The organism is Pelosinus baikalensis (assembly GCF_020819555.1).
GTDB lineage: Bacteria > Bacillota > Negativicutes > DSM-13327 > DSM-13327 > Pelosinus > Pelosinus baikalensis.
Map to the genome: position 1 here is coordinate 50,365 of NZ_JAJHJB010000013.1, position 19,880 is coordinate 70,244.

The 19,880-nt window shown below is 40.3% G+C and carries 14 protein-coding genes and 1 riboswitch; all 14 genes read left to right on the plus strand.

What is annotated here, in order from left to right:
• Positions 1-168: 168 nt before the first annotated feature.
• The 14 genes from ptsG to LMF89_RS11145 all read left to right on the plus strand — a co-directional run bounded on the left by ptsG (position 169) and on the right by LMF89_RS11145 (position 19,877).
• Positions 169-2,202 carry a glucose-specific PTS transporter subunit IIBC gene (ptsG, locus tag LMF89_RS11080; protein ID WP_229535122.1) on the plus strand — a complete coding sequence of 678 codons (2,034 nt, stop codon included), beginning with the start codon at positions 169-171 and terminating at the stop codon, positions 2,200-2,202.
• A gap of 138 nt (positions 2,203-2,340) precedes the next feature.
• Positions 2,341-4,170: a PTS transporter subunit EIIC gene (locus tag LMF89_RS11085; RefSeq protein WP_229535123.1), complete on the plus strand. Its 1,830-nt coding sequence runs from the start codon at positions 2,341-2,343 to the stop codon at positions 4,168-4,170.
• Positions 4,171-4,233: 63 nt separating this feature from the next.
• Positions 4,234-5,310, plus strand: coding sequence for an FUSC family protein (locus LMF89_RS11090; RefSeq protein ID WP_229535124.1), 1,077 nt, complete (start codon positions 4,234-4,236; stop codon positions 5,308-5,310).
• Between the two features lie 130 nt (positions 5,311-5,440).
• Positions 5,441-5,622: riboswitch (cobalamin riboswitch) on the plus strand.
• On the plus strand, positions 5,581-6,045 hold the full coding sequence (locus tag LMF89_RS11095; protein WP_229535125.1) for a hypothetical protein: 465 nt from the start codon (positions 5,581-5,583) through the stop codon (positions 6,043-6,045). Its footprint overlaps the riboswitch before it by 42 nt.
• Before the next feature lie 167 nt (positions 6,046-6,212).
• On the plus strand, positions 6,213-7,199 hold the full coding sequence (locus LMF89_RS11100) for a S8 family peptidase (RefSeq protein WP_229535126.1): 987 nt from the start codon (positions 6,213-6,215) through the stop codon (positions 7,197-7,199).
• Positions 7,200-7,498: 299 nt separating this feature from the next.
• Positions 7,499-8,155: a helix-turn-helix transcriptional regulator gene (locus tag LMF89_RS11105; RefSeq protein ID WP_229535127.1), complete on the plus strand. Its 657-nt coding sequence runs from the start codon at positions 7,499-7,501 to the stop codon at positions 8,153-8,155.
• A 97-nt stretch (positions 8,156-8,252) separates the two neighbouring features.
• Positions 8,253-8,636: a RidA family protein gene (locus tag LMF89_RS11110; RefSeq protein WP_229535128.1), complete on the plus strand. Its 384-nt coding sequence runs from the start codon at positions 8,253-8,255 to the stop codon at positions 8,634-8,636.
• 12 nt (positions 8,637-8,648) lie between these two features.
• The gene (gene ilvA, locus LMF89_RS11115; protein WP_229535129.1) at positions 8,649-9,857 is read left to right on the plus strand and encodes a threonine ammonia-lyase; all 1,209 of its coding nucleotides are present in this window, start codon (positions 8,649-8,651) and stop codon (positions 9,855-9,857) included.
• 25 nt (positions 9,858-9,882) lie between these two features.
• On the plus strand, positions 9,883-11,277 hold the full coding sequence (locus LMF89_RS11120; protein ID WP_007956083.1) for an amino acid permease: 1,395 nt from the start codon (positions 9,883-9,885) through the stop codon (positions 11,275-11,277).
• 32 nt (positions 11,278-11,309) lie between these two features.
• Positions 11,310-14,822, plus strand: coding sequence for a pyruvate:ferredoxin (flavodoxin) oxidoreductase (gene nifJ / locus LMF89_RS11125; protein ID WP_229535130.1), 3,513 nt, complete (start codon positions 11,310-11,312; stop codon positions 14,820-14,822).
• Between the two features lie 215 nt (positions 14,823-15,037).
• The gene (locus LMF89_RS11130; protein ID WP_229535131.1) at positions 15,038-15,958 is read left to right on the plus strand and encodes a type I phosphomannose isomerase catalytic subunit; all 921 of its coding nucleotides are present in this window, start codon (positions 15,038-15,040) and stop codon (positions 15,956-15,958) included.
• 158 nt (positions 15,959-16,116) lie between these two features.
• A complete protein-coding gene (locus LMF89_RS11135; RefSeq protein WP_229535132.1) occupies positions 16,117-17,166 on the plus strand; it encodes a glycosyltransferase family 9 protein in 1,050 nt (349 codons plus the stop codon).
• 172 nt (positions 17,167-17,338) lie between these two features.
• The gene (locus LMF89_RS11140; protein ID WP_229535133.1) at positions 17,339-19,441 is read left to right on the plus strand and encodes a BglG family transcription antiterminator; all 2,103 of its coding nucleotides are present in this window, start codon (positions 17,339-17,341) and stop codon (positions 19,439-19,441) included.
• Between the two features lies 1 nt (position 19,442).
• Entirely contained in the window at positions 19,443-19,877 is a 435-nt protein-coding gene (locus LMF89_RS11145) for a PTS mannitol transporter subunit IIA (RefSeq protein WP_007956066.1), read from the plus strand.
• The last annotated feature ends 3 nt before the right edge of the window (positions 19,878-19,880 follow it).

A 19,880-nucleotide genomic window follows, 5' to 3' on the forward strand; every position in this document is an offset into this window, starting at 1 on the left:
AAGAAAGGATATGTCTTCAGGTGGGAAAATACAAAATTCGAATATGTTTTGTATGTTTTAAATAATCCATAGATTTTTTTCTTATTATCCATTTAAGGAGGTGATCCGAAAGGAAATCGGGGCAGACTAGATTTTATAATAAATTGATAAAATGAGAGGGGAATTATAATGATAAAAAAATCCTTTGGTATATTACAACAGGTAGGGAAAGCCTTAATGCTGCCAGTAGCCTTATTACCAGCAGCAGGTCTCTTATTAGCTTTTGGTAATGCTTTTCAAAATCCAGCGGCGATTAGTATTATGCCTTTTCTTGATAATCACGTCATTCATGCTATGGCGCAAATTATGGAACAGGCCGGTGGTATTATTTTCGGTAATCTTTCATTGCTGTTTGCAGTAGGTGTGGCAGTTGGATTATCTGGTGGTGAAGGTGTTGCCGGGCTTGCGGCAATTGTTGGTTTTTTAATCATGAATGTTACTATGGGGATAGTAACAGGGATTACTCCGGACATGATTGCTGGCAATCCTGCCTATAGCAGTGTACTCGGAATTCCTACGTTGCAAACCGGTGTATTTGGCGGTATCATTGTGGGTATATTAGCAGCACAAGTATACAAACGATTTTATAATATTGAATTGCCGTCTTATCTTGGTTTCTTTGCAGGTAAACGTTTTGTACCGATTGTAACAGCGGTTGCGGCCCTTGTTTTAGGTGTGGTTATGACTTTTGTTTGGCCGCCGATTCAGTTAGGATTGACCATGTTTTCACGTAATATGATTGATTCTAATAAGGTACTTGCTGCCTTTGTTTTCGGTATTATTGAACGTGCCTTGATTCCTTTTGGTCTTCATCATATTTTCTATAATCCTTTTTGGTATCAGTTTGGTGAGTATGTAAGTAAAAGCGGACAAATTGTTAACGGTGATCAAAGTATATTCTTTGCTCAGCTCAAAGACGGTGTTGCCTTTACCGCTGGTACATTTATGACTGGGAAGTTCCCATTTATGATGTTTGGTCTGCCAGCTGCAGCCCTTGCCATTTATCATGAGGCAAAACCAGAAAAGAAAGCGGCAATTGGCGGTATTATGCTTTCGGCGGCCCTCACATCCTTTTTAACAGGTATCACTGAACCCATTGAATTTTCCTTCTTGTTCGTTGCGCCAGTACTATTTGGTATTCATACGATTTTTGCTGGTTTATCCTTTATGCTGATGCAGATTCTGAATGTAAAAATCGGTATGACCTTTTCTGGCGGTGTAATTGATTATTTATTGTTTGGCGTTATTCCCAATCGTACGGATTGGTGGTTAGTAATTCCTGTAGGTTTGGCATTTTCAGTCATCTATTATTTCGGATTCCGCTTTGCTATCCGCACTTGGAATTTAAAAACTCCAGGGCGGGAAGACGATACAGGAACAGAAGAAGTATACAATGCTCCAGCTTCTAGTTTAGCAGCAGATGTTTTACAGGCGTTAGGTGGTAAAAATAATCTTACTCATCTAGATGCTTGCATTACTCGCTTACGTGTCAGTGTGAAAAACAGTAGTGAGGTTAATAAAGATAGACTCAAAACACTTGGTGCGTCAGGTGTTATGGTAATAGGTGATAATCTGCAAATTATTTTTGGACCTAAATCGGATATACTAAAAACACAAATGCAGGATATTATAGCAGGAAAAGGGGTAATTAATGCTACTATTATTCCTGAGGAGATAAAGCAACAGGCAGCAACTAGTGCAATAAGCGATTCCATCAATTCTTTTCTTGCTCCATTAGATGGAAAGATTATTGCTATCACACAAGTGCCAGATCAAGTGTTTTCACAGAAAATAGTAGGTGATGGCTTTGCTATTGAGCCTAGTAATGGTGAGATTGTATCACCTGTTAACGGGGTCGTAACGAGTGTGCTGGAAAGTAAACATGCTGTTGGGATTACCGCAGACAGCGGCTTAGAAATGATTGTGCATTTTGGCATTGATACGGTACATCTAAAAGGAGAAGGATTTACTTTGTTTGTCAACCAAGGAGATCGTATCAAAGCAGGCCAAAGCCTCTTTAAAGCAGATTTGAAAGCAATAAAAGATAAGGTACCTTCTATGATTACCCCTATTGTTTTTACTAATTTAGCCGGTAAGTTGATTGTGGTAGAAGAAGGGAAAACTGTAAAACGTGGAGAACGTATGAATATTAAAGTACAATAAAGTAACGTAGGTATTTGTTTAACGAAAAGGCACCAGAAGTTTCTGGTGCCTTTATGTTAGATAGTAGATGAATGAATTTTGTAAAACAGTGGTAGCGTTTTTCATGCTATGGTACTGTTGTAAAAAGGGGTGGATCAGGTGAAAGATATATTCCGATACCTTCAGCAAATCGGACAATCTTTAATGCTGCCTGTATCTGTTTTGCCGGCAGCCGGACTTTTATTCCGGTTTGGAGAAAAGGATTTACTTAATATGCCTGCAGTACGGGATGCTGGTATGGCAGTATTCGCTAATTTACCATTATTATTTGCAGTAGGAGTGGCGATTGGTTTCTCCCATGGGCAAGCGGTTGCCGCTTTGGCGGCTGTGATTGGTCATTTGATTTTTCTGGCAGTATTAAAGTCTGTAAATCCGAGTATTGATATGGGCGTTTTTTCTGGTATTGCTATGGGGCTGATTGCAGCTGTCTTATATAGGCAGTTTCATCAGATGAGGTTGCCCCATGTGTTAGGATTTTTTGCGGGAAAGCGTTTTGTGCCGATTATTACTGCTGTAGCAGGAGTGGTGATGGCTTTACTAATACAGGTTGTCTGGCCTGTAATCCAATTAGGAATTGATGGAATTGGTCATTTTGCAGTAAACTCTAGTATAGGTCCAGCATTGTTTGCTGCGGGAAAACGTTTGTTAATACCGATCGGTCTGCATCATGTATACTATCCTGCTTTTTTATATGAATTTGGGCACTTTATTACCCCTGATGGTACTTTGATTCGCGGAGATTTTAATCGTTATTTTGCAGGTGATCCAGCGGCAGGTATATTTATGGCCAGTGAGTTTCCGATTATGATGTTCGGTCTGCCAGCAGCAGCTTTTGCGATATACTATAATGCTAAACCGGAACGGCGAAAGGCTATTGCGGGATTGATGATTAGTGGCGCTTTAACTTCTTTTTTGACAGGGATTACAGAACCCATAGAATTTGCATTTATTTTTGTTGCGCCATCTTTATTTGTGTTTCATGTGCTAATGGCTGGTGTTTCCGGGCTTATGACCAGTTGGCTGGATATTCATTTGGGATTTACCTTTTCAGCATCTTTTATTGATTATTTACTATCTTATAAATATGGGCACAACCAGTTATGGATATGGCCGGTTGGAATCAGTATTGGTGCGCTCTATTTTATTGTATTTCATCTGGCGATAAATCATTTTCAATTAAAAACACCGGGACGGGAAGATGTACCTCTTGCTGATCATGAGTTAGATACTTCTCGTAGGGCATATAACATAGTGAAAGCATTGGGTGGAGCAGATAATATTAAGGCTTTGGATGCATGTATTTCCAGACTGCGAGTTTCTGTAAAACAACGAGAGTCAGTGAAAAAACAGGATTTTCCAGCTTTAGGTGCAGTCGGAATCATGGAAATGGGTACTAATTTTCAATTTATCTTTGGAACTCAGTCCGACGGTTTAAAAGAAGAAATTTCCAAGATGATTGGGAAAAAATCAGTTGATGAGCAACTGACAGAAGCAGATGTTCCGACTCCTAAGCAGGATGTACGAATTAATGCGCCGGTAAGTGGCAGACTGATCCAAGAGGAAGTAGAATCCCAGAATCGTTATACTGTAGCAATTGCTACAGGGGATGATATTTGTCTTGCCCCTGCTGCCGGCAGAGTGACACAAGTATGTTCAAATCCAGTATCACTACTGATGATGATTGAGCCACATTATCAATTGATGATTCAGGTAGAATTAGAAACCCCGGCTTTAAACGCTGCATTACAGTTTCTGGTCAGTGAGGGACAAGAGATTACTGTTGGACAGAAGATTCTATCCCTAGGTTATCCTAGCGATCATGCAGAGAGTATTGTAAGGATTAACATTACTGGAGGAAAAGAGATCCACATAACTCCTGCAGAGGAAGTAACTGCAGGGGAAGATATTATTATGCAATGTGTGGATTGATCGGTAAAAATGCATTACTAATAATAAAACAAGATTAGGATTTTATGACTGGGAGATGAAAAGATGAGAATTGGAGCACGAGTAATTAAAACGGGTATAGCCGTTGCCATAACAATGTATATCTGTAAGTTGCTTGGTTTGGAACCCGCCTTCTTTGGCGCTGTTTCTGCTGTGATAAATATACAGCCATCTATTTTCTTAACATTAAGGGCAGCGCGGGATCAAATCTTTGTCCATATTATTGGTGTTGTAGCTGGCTTTCTTTTTGGCTATTTTCTTGGTGTCAATCCGTTTTCAGCAGGTTTTATCGTTATTTTGCTCATACCAATATACATAAAATTAAAATTGCATAGCGGCATAACCATGGGGATTGTTGCTGCACTCTTTGTTTTAAGTTCCAGTACGGAAGAGTTTATGATACATGCTCTTGCTAGATCAGGAGTTATATTCATTGGTTTGGGCTCGGCCATGCTTGTAAACGTATTGTTATGGCCGCCGAGGTACACCAAACTACTGAAAGAGAAGCTTAGCCAGAGCAATGAAGCTGCAGTTCTCTATTTCTGCCGTGCAGTGCAGGATTATGTCGGTCTCGATGACAGCAGAGAGCTTCATGTCCATACGGAACAAAAAAAGAGAGTTTACAAACTGAATAAGGAAGCAAGACAGCTGTTAGACTTGCTAAGAAGTGAGCGAAAAGTGGTCACGGAATCATCAGAGCCAAGAGAGTGGATTTCTTTGGCAGAGAAACTAATCGATTACAATGAGTCTATCATAAAAAAGGGGAATCGCATTTTTGATCTTTTGCCTATCCGATTGGAGCGAAGGATGAAGTCAGAGGCTCCGCCTGTTAGCGATGAATTCAAAGCTATTTTGAATATATTAGAAAGTGGCTGCACAATAGTGGTTCGAGTGAATGGAAAGGTTCGGTCTGTCATTGTTGATGGAGGCATTACCACTCCAGAAGAAATCAGTGAAGAGTACTGGGAAAACCTTACTAAGGCAATTGAACAATGGCAGCCAAGGCTTACAGGCAGTTACTATCTGCATGGGTTACTTGAAGTCGCTGTAACGGCTAACGAAATCAAGTGGGCGACGCGGCAAGCTAAGATATTGCTATCTGAAAGTGTAGAAAATAGGTGAAACTTTCTTCGCAAAAAAATGTCTGATTAAGTTTTTTTATCTCATAAAGATAGTGTTGTATATTTTTTAAAATAGGATTATAATGGAATAAATGGAATTATTTGAAATTCCTTTAAAAAAACAATTAGAAAAACTAAATATAGGTACAGGTGCCCGTAAGGGCTTCATAGAAAAGCCGGTTAAAGACCGGCGCGGTCCCGCCACTGTAATGGGGAGCAAATCCAAGAAATGCCACTGGAACGAATGGTTCTGGGAAGGTTTGGAGGCGCAATGATCCTAAGCCAGGAGAACCGCCTGTATAACGATCACCGTTTTACCTGCGAGAGATGGGGAGGGGATTTCGATGCATTTTTTGCATTCTTTTGTGCAGACAAATTGTCTGCATGGAATAAGAAGCCTCTTGGGACGGTGTCACAGGTGGCTTCTTTTATTTTCGTTAACGAAATGCTTACATACGGAGTGCCGGAGACCAGGTTTACATCCAGGACTAATTATTCCGGAAGTCTTCAAGGTCAAAGCTTGATGTTCGAAGCACCCTTACTAGTTGCCCTTACTCCTTCGCCTGCTAAAGACTTTAGTGCAAGTCAGATGGGCAACTTTGGTGCGGATGCCAACTTAAATTCGGCGACAATCGTTGCCCCAAATCCAATGGTGGGCGCGGGTGTAGAGCTCCAAGCTGCCGTTGCCAAGTCGTTTGCTGGGCTGGGTATGCTACTTGGCTCAGCGAGCGCGTAAGGCTGCTTCGGAAGCTGTTGCTGGTGAAGAAAAGAAATAACCTTGGACTACTGCGCAGGCGTTTTTCTTCCTATCCTTCTTTATGGACAAATATGAATCTAATCTGAACGTAGTGCATAGGAATATTATCAATAATAAATTAGGCAAAGATGCGGGGAGGAATCAACATGCATGAAATGAAGCTTCTACCCTTTGAGGTGAAAGAAATCTTAGACAATGCGGAAAAAATACCCGATGGTATTCAATTAATGAAAGCACCAGAAGTTTGGGAGCCAAGTAAGCGGGGCAAAGGGGTGGTAGTTGCAATTTTGGATACGGGCTGCCAAGTGGATCATCCCGATTTGAAAGACCGTATTATTGGCGGGCGCAACTTTACAACTGACGATAATGGGGACCCAGATCAGTTTGGCGATAGTAATGGGCATGGTACCCATGTGGCGGGAACTATTGCTGCTGCCGAGAACAGCCAGGGTGTTGTCGGTATGGCTCCCCAGGTAGATTTGCTGATTCTTAAGGTGCTTGACAGCAGCGGAAACGGAGGTTATCAAAATCTGATCAGTGCTATTGACTATGCTCTCCAGTGGCAGGGGTCTGAAGGGGAGAAAGTACGTATCCTCTCTATGTCATTGGGGGGGGAAACAGATGATTCAGCCTTACATGACGCCATTGTCCGGGCGACGGATAGCGGGGTGCTGGTGGTCTGCGCCGCTGGCAATACGGGACAGGTTGAAAGACAGTTTCCCGGCGGGTATAACGAGGTAGTCGGTGTGGGAGCTGTGGATCTGAGCAAAAAGCTGGCAGCCTTTAGTACGATGAATAAAGAGATTGATGTGGTTGCTCCGGGAGTGGAGATTGTTTCAACCTATCCTGACAACCGTTATGCCGTTCTTTCCGGAACCTCTATGGCCACACCCCATGTTGCTGGGGCCGCGGCCCTGATCATCAATCAATGCGAAAAGGATTTTGAACGCACCCTTACGGAAGCGGAGATTTATGCCCAGCTTTGCAAACGGACCAGTACGTTAGGCTATAAAAAAATAAAAGAAGGCAACGGTTTCCTGGATCTGACTGTCGGCTACCAGAATGTCTTGCATCCCGTGGAGGTGGAAACGGCAGTTAAGGAAGGCGAAGTTGCTATGGGTCAAACACGATGAAAGAGCTAAGGTTAAAAAAGTTAAGTGTATGGATTGATCAATATTACAAATGGTCAAATTGGGATGATATTGGCATAATCGCTAAGACAAATACACCATAGAGATACGAAAAACGACTAGTTATTTTTTGGCTAGTCGTTTTTCTCTGCCTGAAGACGATGTATTTGCATTGGATATAAGTAATACTCGAATTTTGTAAAAAAATAGGTGATAAAAAATTATTACCATAAAAGGAAATTATTACAAAACAGCGAACTTTAAAAATATAGAGTAGATAATTCAGAAAAGAAGGAGATTATATGAAGTACAAAAAGCTGCTGGAATTATATATACCCTTAGTTGATTTTATTGCCGATATTATTGGACCGAATTGTGAAGTACTTTTACATGATATCGTTGATGTTGAAAACTCTGTGATTGCAATTCGAAATGGATATATAAGCGGTCGTTCTTTGGGATGTCCTTTAACGGATTTAGGTTTCAAGCTGCTAGAGAATAAAACGTATTTACAGCATAACGCTTTTGTCAATTATCGAAGTCGCAATGACAGGGGAGAAAATTTAATCTCATCCACTTATTATATTAAAGATGAAGCAGGAAGTTTGATAGGCATGCTTTGTGTTAATATCTTAAATGCCTCTGATAACCAGGGGCATAAAATTCTAGGTGAATTTCCTTTAAAGACATTGTTTGGCAATGCAGTTCAAATAAATGACAATGCAGAAATAACGGAATCATTAAGTACTTCTTTAGATCATGTGGTAGATAATGGGATTCATAAGTTAATTGCCAAATACAATATTGCAGTGGACAGAATGTCACCTGAGGAGAAGAGTGCTATTGTGCAGGAACTGCGTGAAAATGGAATCTTTAAGATCAAAGGGGCCATAACAAAGGCTGCTGCCATTTTAAAAACATCTGAAAGTACAATTTATCGATATATGGCAATGAAATAGATATTGCTGCAGGATAAGCATTTTGATACCTGTCCGGATTTCGTTAAGAGAGATCTGTTGATTATAAGGTACAAGGAAAAAGATGGGAGGAATACATATGAAAGAAATAATCAGAACATCGAAGGCTCCAGAAGCAATTGGTGCGTATTCACAAGCCGTAAAGGTGGGGGATTTTCTGTTTGCTTCCGGACAAATTCCGATTGATCCTCAGACAGGCAATCTGATAGAAGGAGGTATTGAAGCGCAAACCAAGCAGGTTATGGAGAATGTAAAGCATGTGTTACAAGCTGGTGGGTCTGACCTCGACAATGTTATAAAAACCACCATTTATATTTTGAAAATGGAGGATTTTTCGGTTGTCAATCAGGTATACGGAACCTATTTTACTAAAAATTTGCCGGCTCGCTCCTGTGTGGCAGTAGCCAGTTTACCAAAAGAAGCATTAGTAGAAATCGAAGTGGTTGGATACTGCCGACAATAAGGATGTGATACAATGCCTGTTTCCTTAGAGGATGTAGAAAAGGCCAGAAAAACCCTTGCGGGTGTGATTTGCAGGACAGGATTGGCGTATACCAATACGGTGAGTGAGATGAGCGGCAATCATGTGTATCTCAAAATGGAAAACCTGCAGCGAACAGGTTCTTTTAAACTGCGGGGGGCCTATAACAAAATAGCGAATCTAAGTGAAAAAGAAAAGAGTAAAGGAGTGATTGCATCATCTGCAGGTAACCATGCTCAGGGGGTAGCTCTTGCAGCCACCACCTTTGGCATTTCTTCCACCATTGTGATGCCTAAACATGCGCCGTTATCGAAGGTCAATGCCACTCGGGGATATGGAGCAAAAGTCGTTCTTCATGGAGATGTTTATGACGAAGCCTATGCAAAGGCTAGATGTATTCAGGCAGAAGAGAATTCTACCTTTGTTCATCCTTTTGATGATCCCATGGTGATTGCAGGTCAGGGAACGATCGCTTTGGAGCTTTTAGAAGATTTGCCTGAGGTAGAAGTGGTGGTGGTGCCAATTGGCGGCGGTGGTTTAATCTCTGGTATGGCAGTTGCTTTAAAGAATCTAAAGCCTTCAATCAAAATCATCGGGGTGCAGACTAAGAATATGCCCTGTATGGCCGAAGCAATCTCCAGGAAGTGTATTGTCACCATTGATAAAATTCCAACGATCGCAGATGGAATTGCAGTTAAGACTCCAGGGAATTTGAATTTTGACATTGTTAAACATTTCGTTGATGATATCGTTACGGTAGACGAGGAAGAAATAGCAGGAGCCATTCTGCTGCTGCTGGAAAGGATCAAAACCATAGCAGAAGGGGCGGGCGCTGCAGCCATTGCCGCTGTCTTACATCGCCTTTCTCAATATAAAGGGCGTAAGATTGCAGCCGTAATCAGCGGTGGCAATATTGATGTCAATACTATGACACGCATTATCAATAAAGGTATGGTGAAGTCTGGTCGTAAAGTCTTTTTTGATACGATGATTTCCGATAAACCGGGGACATTGTGGACATTGCTGCAATTGATTGCTGATGCAGGTGCAAATGTACTTGCCGTAACCCATAGCCGTGATAACCAAGGTGTTGCTTTAGGATATGCCAAAGTCGAGTTGGAGCTGGAAACTGCTGACAAGGAACAAATCTATGCCATCAAAAGGTTAATGGAAGAAAAACAGTACTGTGTAAATATTCGATAAGATTGAAAGGAGAAAGAGCATTATTATGGAAGAAAAAGAACTAACCAGAGGTCTGAAGTCGCGGCATATTGAATTGATTGCTTTGGGGGGAACCATTGGTGTTGGTCTTTTTATGGGGTCAGCGAGTACGATAAAGTGGGCAGGTCCTTCCGTATTGCTTGCTTATGCATTAGCAGGTATTATCATGTTTTTTGTTATGCGCATTATGGGGGAAATGCTTTACCTAGAGCCAATGACAGGTTCTTTTGCAACCTATGCCCATAAATATGTCAGCCCGTTAGCTGGTTATCTGACTGCCTGGTGTTATTGGTTTTTATGGGTTACAGTTGGAATGGCGGAAGTAACGGCCATTGGAATTTATGTTAAGTACTGGTTTCCCATCATTCCCCAATGGCTGCCAGCTTTGGCAGGGGTGGCGATTGTGGCAACGGCAAATTTAGTTGCGGTTAAGTACTATGGTGAATTTGAATTTTGGTTTGCACTCATTAAAGTAGCGGCGATCGTTGCTATGATTGTGATTGGACTTGGCATGATTCTTTTTGGCTTCGGCAATGGCGGTCAGCCTGTTGGTATCGAAAATCTATATATTCATGGTGGATTTTTTGCTGGTGGTTTAGAAGGTTTTTTATTTGCTCTTTGTCTGGTAACGGCGTCTTATCAAGGAGTTGAAATGGTTGGCATTACCGCTGGTGAAGCACAAGATCCTAAAAACACCTTACGTCGTGCTACTAAAAATATTATTTGGCGTATTTTAATTTTCTATATTGGAGCCATATTTGTTATACTAGCCATTTATCCATGGAACCAAGTCGGTACAATCGGCAGTCCCTTTGTTATGACGTTTGCCAAAATTGGAATTGTTGCTGCTGCTGGTATTATCAATTTTGTTGTTTTGACTGCCGCTATGTCAGGGTGCAACAGTGGGATTTATAGTGCAGGCAGAATGCTTTATACCTTATCCAAGAACGGTCAAGCTCCTAAATTCTTTGGCAAGGTATCAAAAAACGGGATGCCTGGCAATAGTATTATGGTTACAATTTCTTGCTTATTATTAGGTGTATTTTTAAACTACATCGCTCCAGAATCCAAATTATTTCTATACATTTACAGTGCTAGTATTCTTCCAGGCATGATCCCTTGGTTTGTTCTGGCATTTAGTCAGATTGCATTCAGAAAAAAATGGAAAGAGGAAATGAAAACTCATCCTTTCAAGTCCCCGTTTTTTCCCATTAGCAATTATGTAACGGTTATTTTCCTGCTATTGGTGTTGATTGGAATGTGGTTCAATGATGATACTCGCGTTTCATTAATCGTAGGAGGTATATTCTGCACGATTGTCATAGTAAGTTATTATGTTTTCGGTTTGGGGAAAAATCAATCTGCAAAAGAATTAGATGATACTCATAATAAAGTTAGTTAATAGGAATGAATACAGAAAGAAGGGAGTTATTTATGGCAAGAAAAATGAAAACAATGGATGGAAATACAGCAGCAGCCCATGTTTCTTACGCCTTTACTGATGTAGCTGCGATCTTTCCTATTACGCCATCATCCAACATGGCAGAGCTTGCAGATGAGTGGGCAGCTAAAGGACGAAAGAATATTTTTGGTCAAAGAGTAGAGATTGTCGAAATGCAGTCAGAAGGAGGTGCAGCGGGGGCTGTGCATGGCTCCTTACAGGCAGGGGCTTTAACGACCACCTATACCGCATCTCAAGGTTTGCTATTAATGATTCCCAATATGTATAAAATTGCCGGGGAACTGCTGCCGGGAGTATTTCATGTAAGTGCCAGGGTAGTTGGCGCTAATGCCATCAGTATTTTTGGTGATCATTCAGACGTTATGGCTACTCGGCAAACCGGCTTTGCCTTATTGGCAGAAAGCAGCGTTCAACAAGTCATGGATTTGGCAGCAGTCGCTCATTTATCAGCCATCAAAGGAAAAGTTCCCTTTTTAAACTTTTTCGACGGATTTAGAACTTCCCATGAAATTCAAAAAATTGAGGTTCTCGAATATGAGGAATTGGCTGACCTTTTGGATTGGCAGGCTCTAGATGAGTTCCGGCGATCTTCTCTTAATCCTGATCACCCAACCTTGAGAGGAACCGTACAAAATTCTGATGTTCACTTTCAACAGCGGGAAGTATCCAATCGCTATTATCAGAAGTTACCGGAAATTGTCGAAGGCTATATGGCGCAAATCACTAAACTTACTGGTCGGGAATATCATCTGTTCAATTATTATGGGGCGCCAGATGCGGACAGGATGATCATTGCCATGGGTTCAATGTGTGAGACGGTTGAAGAAGTAGTTGATTATCTGAATGCGAAAGGGGAAAAGGTTGGATTGCTGACAGTCCACTTATATCGTCCTTTTTCCATCGAACATTTTATGAAATACATTCCAAGAACTGTAGAAAAAATTGCTGTCTTAGATCGGACAAAAGAAATGGGGGCTTTTGCTGAACCTCTTTATCTTGATGTTAAGGCAGCCTTTTATGGGAAGGAATGGATACCTCAGATTGTGGGAGGACGCTGCGGTGTTGGCGGCAAAGATGTTATCCCCAGTCATATCCAAGAGGTTTTTGAAAATCTAAAAGCCGTCAGTCCGAAAGATCATTTCACTGTGGGGATTATTGATGATGTAAACCATACTTCACTGCCTCTTGGTCAAGATATTGATACGACTGTACCCGGTACCACAGCATGCAAATTTTGGGGGCTTGGTTCAGATGGAACAGTTGGTGCCAATAAAAGTGCGATAAAAATTATCGGTGATCACACGGATATGTATGCCCAAGCCTATTTTGCCTATGATTCTAAGAAATCCGGAGGCGTTACGATTTCACACTTGCGCTTTGGCAAACAACCGATAAAGTCCCCCTATCTTATCAATAAGGCGGATTTTATTGCCTGTCATAATCAATCTTATATTTATAATTATCCTGTATTAGATGGACTTAAAAAAGGCGGCAGTTTTCTTCTGAACTGTAGATGGAGTCAGGCGGAAATCGAAAGTAAGCTGCCTGCAGTTATGAAGCGCTATATCAAGGAAAATGATATTGAATTTTATACCATTGATGGGGTTGGCATTGCTGAGGAGATCGGACTTGGCGGACGGATAAACATGATCATGCAGTCTGCTTTCTTTAAAATTGCTGATATTATACCTTTGCATGACGCGATGAGATTTCTAAAAGAGGCAGTGACGAAATCTTACGGGAATAAAGGGGAAAAAGTGGTGGCTATGAATCATGCTGCCATTGACAAAGGAATATATTCCATTGTTAAAATTCATGTTCCCGATGACTGGAAAGACGCTCTTGATGGAGCAGTCCATAGAAAAGAAATTCCCGATTTTATCGAACATGTACTGGTGCCGATGAACCGCCAGGAGGGGGATCATCTGCCGGTAAGTGCCTTTCTTGACATGGAAAATGGAACTTTTCCTTTAGGTACTTCGGCTTACGAAAAACGTGGTATTGCCATTCATGTTCCTGAATGGCTGCCAGATAATTGTATTCAATGTAACCATTGCTCCTACGTATGCCCTCATGCAGTCATTCGACCAATATTACTAAATGGAGAAGAACTAACCGCAGCACCTGAAGGATTTTGTACTAAGGCGGCTGTCGGCGCGAAAGACCTGAATTTTCGGCTGGCGGTTTCTCCTTATGATTGCACGGGCTGCGGCAATTGTGCCCAAATTTGTCCCGCGAAGGAAAAAGCTTTGCAAATGAAGCCACTGGCTTCTCAGCTTGGGCAGGCTCCGTTGTGGGATTATGCTATGAAGATTTCGCCTAAAGCCAATCCGGTCAATATCTTTACCGTTAAAGGCAGTCAGTTTGAACAGCCGCTTTTAGAGTTTTCCGGAGCTTGTGCCGGCTGCGGGGAGACTCCTTATGCCAAACTGGTCACTCAGCTTTATGGTGAGAGAATGATGGTAGCCAATGCCACGGGTTGTTCTTCCGTCTGGGCTGGCAGTGCACCTTCCATACCCTATACGAAGAATCATCGCGGGCATGGTCCTGCGTGGGCGAATTCACTGTTTGAGGACAATGCTGAATTTGGATTAGGTATGCACTTGGCAGTAAAGCAATTGAGAAATCAATTAGCACTTCATATTGAAAAAGCTGTTAAACTGCCTTTCGGTGAAGAATTTAGGCAGGCTTGTGAAGATTGGCTAATCCATAAAGAGAATAAAGAGGGCACAAGGGCTAGAGCCGATAAACTGATTGCCGCCTTGGAAAAGGTAAAAGGTCAAGATGCTTTGTTAGATACCATCTATACAAATCGAGATTTTCTCGTAAAGAGATCCCAATGGATTTTTGGCGGCGATGGCTGGGCCTATGATATTGGTTTTGGCGGACTTGATCATGTACTGGCTAGCGGTGAAGATGTCAATATTTTGGTTTTTGATACAGAGGCATATTCAAATACTGGCGGACAGTCTTCGAAAGCTACCCCTGCTGCGGCAATTGCTAAATTTGCAGCAAGTGGCAAGAAAACCAAGAAAAAAGACTTAGGGATGATTGCCATGAGCTATGGGTATGTGTATGTAGCGCAAATTGCTATGGGAGCTGATAAGAATCAAACCTTTAAGGCGATTCGAGAGGCAGAGGCTTATCCGGGACCATCGCTGATTATTGCTTATGCACCTTGCATTAATCATGGCTTACAGCTTGGTATGGGTTTTAGTCAACTGGAGACTCAGCGTGCAGTAGACAGCGGCTACTGGGCAATGTATCGATATAATCCACAATTAAAGGAAAATGGAAAAACACCATTTATTTTAGATTCCAAAGAACCAAGCATGAACTTTCAAGAATTTCTGATGGGCGAAGTGCGTTATGCATCCTTGATGAAACAGTTCCCAGAGGCGGCAGCGGCCTTATTTGAAAAGACAGAACTAGATGCAAAAGAGCGACTTCGAAACTATAAGACATTGGCGGCTATAAAAGAATAGAAAGGATAAAAACTGGCACTGTTTATTTACGGTGTCAGTTTTATTTAAAAAAATGAACTCATCGGATAAAGGTAGAACACCAATTATAAAATGGTATATAATAGAATAGGTGATGTGAAGATAAATCATTGTAATGATAGAATTAATTTAGGAGAATATACTAGTTAGCCAACATAGAAAGTTTGTTTCCAATATCGTATTAAGGGGGTAGAAGAATGTATCCGTTAAAATTTGCACCTGTTTACCAGGAACGTCTTTGGGGTGGTACAAATATAAAAAAAGTATTTGGCAGAGAAATTACTAGTGATCATATCGGAGAGAGCTGGGATTTATCAGGTCATAGCAATGGCATGAGTATCGTGGAAAACGGTTATTTAGCTGGTAAAAGCTTAAATCAATTGATGATAGAGTACCGAGAAAAATTAATGGGAAAGAAATTTGCAGAGGGGAAATCCTTTCCTTTACTAATTAAAATTCTTGATGCCAATGATAATTTATCCATTCAAGTACATCCTGATGATGAGTATGCTCATAGGGTGGAGGGAGAAGCCGGTAAAACAGAAGCCTGGTATGTGGTACATGCAAAAGATGATGCACATATCATATATGGTCTTAAAAATCATATTACCAAGGAAGCATTTATTAAGGCAGTAGAAACACATCATATTAGTGATGTTCTAAAAAGAGTGCCTGTGAAAGCAGGAGACATGATCTATGTTCCCTCAGGTATCGTTCATGCTTTGCTGGAAGGCGTGATGGTATATGAAATACAACAAAATTCAGATACAACCTATCGAATCTACGATTATGATCGAGTAACAAAGGATGGAAAACTGCGAGAGCTGCATATCGATAAGGCTCTTGATGTCATAAATTTCGCAGAGCAGCCAAGTTGTGTATTTACGGATCGTAGTATTACATGTCAGTACTTTTCCGTGGAAAAACTATCTGTTACTGGGGAGTTACATGAAAAAACAAAAGAGATGTTTCTCATATATTGTGTAATCGAAGGATCAGGTGAGGTTATTTATCAGGATAAGAGGGAAAGCCTAAAACCTGGAGATACGGTACTCATTCCAGCATGTTTAGAAAATTTCACATTACGAGGTAAACTTCGACTTTTACAAATAACATGAATAGGATTTGATACTGGTGAAGAATTCAATCTTCAAAAAAACTGTAATTTTCAATAGGATGATCGTTACAGGATTTTTTTTACTAAATGAGGTACAATACCTATAAACGTTATAGGTAAAATGAGCAGCGGTTCAAATCTACAAAGGCAGGTATTTTCGTGTCTAAGGAAATATTGATTATCAGACTCAGTTCAATTGGTGATGTGATTCATTGTACGCCCGTAGCTAGTTCTTTGAAGGCTGCCTGGCCCGATTGTAAAATAACATGGATGGTTGGTGGGGTCTCAGCAGACCTCTTACAAGGCAATCCTTATATAGATGAAATTATTATATGGTCAAGGGAAAAATTTGAAGACTATCTTAGAAATTTTAAATTTAGAGAAGCTTTGAGAATGTGGCGTGACCTAAAAAAGCAACTAAAGGACCGGGAGTTTGATGCGGTCCTTGATATTCATGGCCTTTTTCTTACAGGAATGATTGCCAAGCAGGCAAATACAAAAAAACGTATTGGTATGAAAGGAACAAAAGAACTCAATTCTCTTTTTATGACGGAGACTGGGGAAACCCGCAGTAAGCATATTACCAATAGATATCTCGCAGTTCTGCCTTGTTTAGGAATTGAGGCTGTAAATCATAAAATGAGCCTTGTTGTGCCCGAGAAATCTAGGAAATTTGCCAGAGATTTATTGCAGGAATATGCTGTTTTACCAGACGAGAAGATTGTAGTGCTCATCTTGGGGACGACTTGGATTACCAAAAATTGGCCTATTGCTTTTTTCATAGAGACAGCCAAGCTTCTTGGCAAGGATTTTCGGATCATTCTATGCGGCGGAAAAGCAGAAGTTCAATTAGGTAAGGAAGTCGAGACAAAGGCAGGGGTTCCTGTCATCAACACCATTGGACAAACCAGTCTGCTGGAAATGGCAGGTATCATAGAGCAGGCTTCTGTAGTAGTCTCTGGAGACACAGGGCCTCTGCACATGGCTGGAGCCCTGGAAGTTCCAACAGTTGGTATGTTTGGACCGACAGACCCTGCTACCTATGCTCCCCAAGGAGAGCAGCATAAGGTTCTTTCTTCCGCACTTTCCTGTTCCTGCTGCCATAAAAGGCGATGTCCTAAGGAGGGAGAGGGAGCATGCATGGAAAGTATAACCCCTGAAGCGGTGGTTCAGAAGGTGTATGAGATTCTGAAAAGAGGAAGAGCATAAACAACGGTTTGTGAATGGAAAACATATAGAAATGTCAACAAGTCCTATGACGAAATTCAATTTTCATTTTATTGAAAAGGTCAAATATGTGATATATGATAGTAACATAGAAACAATAGTCACGCTAGTTGTACAGCTAGCGTGAACTCTTTCTTAAAGAGGGGTTATGGTTATGAATATTACCTCAAGACAGCGTATGATATTAACTATTTTATTAACCGAGGCCCAAGGAATAACTGTTAATGAAATTGCAGAGCGAATTGAGGTAAGCACACGTACCATTCATCGAGAGCTAAATGATCTTGAAGATCTTTTAGCAGCCCATCAATTGCAGCTAGTTAAAAAAGCAGGTATTGGTATTTTTATTGAAGGTGATATAAAACAAAAAGAAGTAGTCAGGTCGTTGTTATATAGCCAAAGAGTGGCAGAATATTCAGCGAAGGAACGAAAATTGTTGATTTTATGTCAGCTGCTGGAAGCCAAAGAACCGATCAAATTGGTATCAATGGCTCATGATTTTAAAGCTACAATATCAACGATAAGCAATGATTTAGATGAGTTAGAGGCTTGGATTCGAACCTATGATTTAACATTGATTCGCAAAAGAGGTTATGGTGTTGAATTATATGGTACAGAAAATGCAATTCGAAAAGCGATGACTACGCTGATTTCGGAAAACTTGGATGAATTTGATTTGTTAGGAATATTGAGAGACAACATTTATGAAAAACCTTCCAAGCATATTAGTACCGTATCGGAGCGCTTGTTGGGACTAATTGAGAAAGAAAAACTGATTATCATTGAAAATTCTCTGCGGGATTTAAAAAATGATCTTCCTTACCCTTTAGCGGATAGTTCATTTATTGGCTTAGCAATACATTTAGCTCTGGCCATTGAACGTATTGAAAAAGGTGAAAAGATTGGCTTTGATGAAGCATATTTAAAGGACTTAGAACGTACTCCAGAATTTCAAATTTCGGAAAAAATTGTGCAGACCCTTCGAAATCGCTTTCAATTAGACATACCTGTTGCCGAAATTGGTTATATTACGATGCATTTGCGAGGCGCAAAATTGCGAAGTGCCCACGACGACTATTTTGAATTTAAAAACGTGGAACTTGCCTTACAGGTGAATAAACTCATTAGTTTTTGTGAAGACAAACTTGATGTTGTACTAAATGAAGATCCAACATTAATTCAAGGCTTATTGGCCCATATTGAGCCAGCAATTTTCCGCATTCAAAAGAATATGAAGATTCGCAACCCCTTACTGGATGAAATTAAAAGTCGGTACAATCATTTGTTTCAGATTGTGAAAGCAGCTGTCGATGCTATTTTTACAGAGTTGTCTGTTCCAGATGAAGAAATTGGCTATTTAGTGATGCATATCGGTGCTTCTCTTGAGAGAAGCCGGAGTGATTGCCGTAAACAGTATCATGCACTGGTTGTATGTGCAAGTGGGATCGGATCATCAAAAATATTGGCAAGCAGAATCAAAAAAGAATTACCCGATATTGGCTACACAAAAAACATCTCCATGTTTGATGTGGAGAAAACCCCTAAAAGCGAGTATGACATTATCATTTCAACCGTTCATTTATCCATTCCCTCTCAAGAATATATTTTGGTTAGCCCCTTGTTAACAAGAGATGATGTTAAGCATATCACTCTCTATCTAGAAAGTTTAGGCGATTGCAAGCAAAATGCCAAATCGACTTCCCCTTTACAAGAGGATGATTTTTTAGGAACATTAAGAATGTATCAGTCTTATATTAGCCATAGTATTGAAATTATCGAGAATTTTGCTTGTCATAGCATAAATAATCATAATATGAATATCGAAGGCATATTGGGTTTGATTTGTGAAAAATTTGAGAAAAATCATATCATCAGTAATAAACAGGAACTGATAAAGAATTTATTAGAAAGAGAAAAATTAGGCGGCCTAGGGATTTCCAATATACAGCTAGCATTATTTCACAGTAGAAATAAAGATGTTTTAAAACCGGCTTTAATGTTATATTTTCTGGAAAAACCAATTATTATTAAATCTATGGATAATAAATTTACCAATGTTGATAAGCTATTATTGCTTTTGGCACCTGCCAATATTTCCAGAGAGGGCCTGGAAATCTTAAGTGAAATCAGTTCCCTATTAGTAGAAGAAGAGATTATAGCAGTATTAGCCGCAAAAGAGGCGGAAGGCATACGTTCATTCTTTTTAAAAAGTTTATACGCATATATTATTAAAAAAATAAAAGGGAGAGATATGTAATATGGAAAACGTAATTTTTTCTGCCGATAAAATTGTAATGGATGCTAAGATTTCAAATAAGCAAGAAGCAATCACTTTAGCTGGGCAGCTCCTGGTTCAAGGGGAGCATGTGACTGACGATTACATCAAGAAGATGTTTGAGCGTGAAGAATTGATGACGACTTATATTGGTAATGGTGTAGCAATTCCTCATGGCACAAATGAGTCAAAAGAATTTATAAAATCTTCTGGGATATCCATTATACAAGTACCTAATGGTGTAGATTTTGGCAATGGTAATATTGCTTATTTGATTATCGGTATTGCGGGAATTGGTGATGAGCACTTGGAAATACTCTCCAATATCGCAATTGTTTGTTCAGAAGAAGAAAATGTTAAAACTCTTGTTAATGCTACGACCAAAGAAGCAATTATTGAAATATTCGAAAGGGGTTGAGCA